The sequence below is a fragment of the Streptomyces sp. PA03-6a genome, assembly GCF_033792765.1.
Lineage (GTDB): Bacteria > Actinomycetota > Actinomycetes > Streptomycetales > Streptomycetaceae > Actinacidiphila.
Map to the genome: position 1 here is coordinate 1 of NZ_JARAVK010000458.1, position 3,836 is coordinate 3,836.

General features: G+C 61.1%; 1 protein-coding gene and 2 pseudogenes. 1 reads left to right on the plus strand and 2 read right to left on the minus strand.

Features of this window, described 5'->3' with window-relative positions; translation table 11 throughout:
- Positions 1-172: pseudogene (locus PV350_RS45345) on the minus strand (YbjN domain-containing protein); the annotation flags it as partial.
- A gap of 472 nt (positions 173-644) precedes the next feature.
- Positions 645-1,424, minus strand: coding sequence for an MHYT domain-containing protein (locus PV350_RS45350; protein ID WP_500339160.1), 780 nt, complete (start codon positions 1,422-1,424; stop codon positions 645-647).
- A 1,362-nt stretch (positions 1,425-2,786) separates the two neighbouring features.
- Here PV350_RS45350 and PV350_RS45355 point away from each other — a divergent pair.
- A pseudogene (locus PV350_RS45355) lies at positions 2,787-3,740 on the plus strand (IS701 family transposase); the annotation flags it as partial.
- Between the last annotated feature and the right edge of the window lie 96 nt (positions 3,741-3,836).

The following is a 3,836-nucleotide window of genomic DNA, read 5'->3' on the forward strand; positions in this document are numbered from 1 at the left end:
CCTCCCACGGCGCGGCGAGGTCGCCCTCCTCGTCGACGACGTACTTGAGCTCCATCTGCTCCAGCAGCTGCTTGACCAGATCCTGGTCAGGAATGACCAGGTTCCCGGTAGGGCCGGGCTGGGGGTCTGGCTGGTCGTCGAGATTCGGAATCGAGGACGGGTCGATGCTCACCTTGCAGTTCCCTTCGTACGGTTAAAGTCATCTATTCTCACGAGGGCTTTCTCCCGACGTTCACAGGTGTGAGGTCCTTGAATTTTGAAACTTGCCAAGACGGCGCAATTAGGATGCAGGAAGAATCACGGGTGTGCATCCTCTTGGGCTGCCTGTCTGCGGGTTCCGATCGACGCTGGGCCCTGCAGGTTTCCACGTTGCTCCGCTGTCTCGGATGCTCGGTACGTAGCCGCGTCATGAGCGTAGAAGATGACTAGGTGAGTTTACGATGTTGCCGCGGTTCGGGGAGCGAAGACTGCTTCCGTGAGGGGCCGGTGAGCGAAGTCAGAGTTGTCGGTTCGGTGAGGAACAAACGCGTGAAGCCCCGGCGGAGGCGGCTCGCTCTTGCTCAAAGCCGATTTCACCGGGCCTCCGCACTGTCAGTCGACTTTGCCAACTTCAAGCCTGGCAGGAAGACGATCCATGGTAAGCGCTAGAAGTGTCGGCGTTCCATGTGGTGATCGCCCTGCGCGCCACCAGATTCCCCGTGTGAGCGTCCATGCGGGCCGGAGACATGGTATGTCTCAGACGAGAGGACCTGTGAGACGGGCGCTGGGGCACGCCTGTCGTCCCGCCGGCTACGCCCGGGAAGTACCTTGCCGCTCCGTGACGTCTCCTTGATGGGGTTCATCAAAACGCCGAAAGTCACCATCATGACCTCTATGCCCAGCCCGATGATGAGGGGCGCCACAAGCGACAAGCCGCTGACCCCGTCTCCGCTCACTACTCCAGCCACGCTCCGCACGCTGACGGCTGTCATCCCGGTGTAGTGCATACCGCTGATGGCCACGGCCATCACCAAGGCTGCGCTGAGCGTCGTCCAAGAACCTCTCACCCGCAGGGTGAACCACAGCGCCGTGGTGGCGGCCGAGATGGCGATCACCAATGAGACCGCGACCAACCAGGCATCATACCCCAACTCACCCGGGAATATGAGCGCTGCCATTCCCATGTAGTGCATCGCGGCGACACCAAGTCCAGTACCGACGCCGCCAGTGAGTACTCCCAGTACCGACTGGAATGTGTGGGCGACGAGGATCCCAAGACCTACGATCACGACGGCGACCACCAAGCTGAAAATGGTCAATGGTACGTCGTAGCGTAGCTCTACGTCATCGATAGTAAAGCCGAGCATGGCAATGAAGTGCATGCCCCAAATGCCCGACCCAAGGGTCAGCGCCCCGGATATCAGCCACGGCCAGCCTTCGCTCAACTTGCGAGCGTAGAAGCGGGCCGCACAAGCGATCCCGAGACTGGAACCGGCAACCGCCATGAAGTAGGCGGATATGGGATAAAATGCACTTGCGTACAGATGATGATTGTGCCCCAAAACGAACTCCCCACCTGGCACAGATAGCACGTGAGAGACGTTGACGCACTGGCGGGCGCGGCGTTCCTTGCGGATCGCGGCGAGTCTATTCCTATGCGTGGAACTCTCATCGACGTGCTGTTGAAAATTAGGCATCCGGCGTCCTTGAGGACGCTATTGTTCCGAGGGGAATTTGGTTCCGCTGCAGTTTGTGGTTGCGGAGCCAACCGATGCCTGGGCCCTATTTAAGGTCATGCTTTCTGGCGTGCTGTAAACGGGAAAAGCTGTCGATGTTCACCGACTGTCATATGTGGCCGATAAGAGACATGGCGAAATAGGTGCGGCGGGACTTTCTTGTAGTGCGAGGTGGGTGCTGTCGCTCACGGAAGGCCAATCAATATGTCTTTTATGCCGAATGGATGCAGGCCCCAATTGATGGGACGCTGACCTTTGGTGTGTCGACTCTTGGAAGCGGAAGGATGTAAATTTCTCTCGTCGGCTGCGTGACACCGGCCCGTGTTGACCGCACGCGGCATCCTTCTATTCGACTTGCTGTTATGGGAAGTCGAAATGGTTTTCCTGGATGCCTGGCCGGTATCTTACGAAGGGTGTTGATGATTCGATAGAACGTCAGTGCCGACTCAGGGATCTGGAGCTCCTGTTAGACCTCGCTCGTCACCACGGGTCTGCTTCGAGCTGGGAGCTTGACGGGTGGCTGAACATCACAGGCTGGATCAGCGCAACATCCCGGGCCACTGCTGAACTTGAGCTCATGATGACGGCTCGTCAGAACTCAATGCCCAGATCACTGAGTGTCAGGACTGGGCGGTAGCTTTCCGGCAGGAGTCAACAAGACGGGACTGAGGACAGGTTGCATGGGAGCGAAGACCGAGGTGCTGGCCTCCATGCCAATGCTGCGATTGGCGGCGGGTTCCAAGATGCATCGATGAGTGAGGTCAACCAGGCTGCCGCGCTGGTTGCTCGGGTTCGCCTAGATCACCGGATCGAGACGGACGACAACGAGTCGCGGGAAGCGACCCGGCTCTATCCACCGGGTGACCGCCTATGCGATCTTCGCCCTAGCCAGCAGCGTTTCGCTATCTGGCCTGGTGAGAGGCGTCGTTCGGAGTGTAGGGCGGGGATTGTTGGTCTGGGGCAGTCTTGCCGGACTGCCCCTCCAACGAGTGGGGTCGGCAGTTGGCTGCGCTGGGCACTGGGCAGTCTCCGGGTGTGGTCGACGACCTTGCGGCTGCTTCCTGGGATTAGAAACTCGACGAGCTCCTTCTATGTGTCGGACATCGTTTCGGCCGCGTTGACCTGTGCCACGGGATGCGTGACTACATCCGTGGTCTGCTCGGTCTGGTCGGACGCAAGCGCGGCTGGCAGCTGGCCGAGTTCGCCGGCCATCGCACCCCGGACGACTTCCAGCGACGGTTGAACATGGCCGTATGGGGCGCCGACGCCGTCCGTGACGACCCTCATGCATACGTTGCCGAACAGCTTGGAGACGATGGTGGCGTCCTGATCATCGACGACACCGGCTTCGTCAAGAAAGGCATCACTTCCGCAGGCTTGCAGCGGCAATACTCCGGCACCGCCGGCCGCACCGAGAATTGCCAGATCGGAGTGTTCGCCGCCTACGCCACCACCCGCGGCCGGGCCCTGGTGGACCGGGAACTGTATCTGCCCAGGTCATGGACGGACGATCCCCAGCGCTGCCGCGCTGCGAAGGTCTCCCAAGACCGGGCCTTTGCCACCAAGGGCGAACTCGCCAAGACCATGGTGTTGCGCGCGCTCGCCTCACCGCTGCCGGTCGCCTGGGTGACCGCCGATTCCGCCTACGGTCAAGAATGGCGCTTTCGCCGTCTGCTGGAGGAAGCCGCCGTCGGCTACGTCCTCGCCGTCCCGAAGTCTCAGCACGTGCCGCGCTTCGGCCGCATCGACTACCTCTTCACGCAGGCTCCGCAGGAAGCCTGGGAGAAACGCTCGTGCGGCAACGGCGCCAAGGGCCCGCGCATCTACCACTGGGCAGCCGTCCAGATCCCCGCGATCGAGGTCTTCGACGGCGACACACCCACACACCAGCGCTGGGCGCTGGCCCGGCGCAGCCTCACCAAGCCCGATGAGATCGCCTACTACCTCGGCTATGCCCCGGTGGGCACCGGCATCGACGAACTGGTGACGGTCGCAGGGCGACGATGGGCGATCGAGGAATGCTTCGTGCGACACGAGGCTGCTTGAGCTGAGTGAACTCACCGAGAGGAGGTTCCGTTGAGGAAGGTGTAGTTCCGGGCCAGTGTTCAGGGCCTGTCCCCG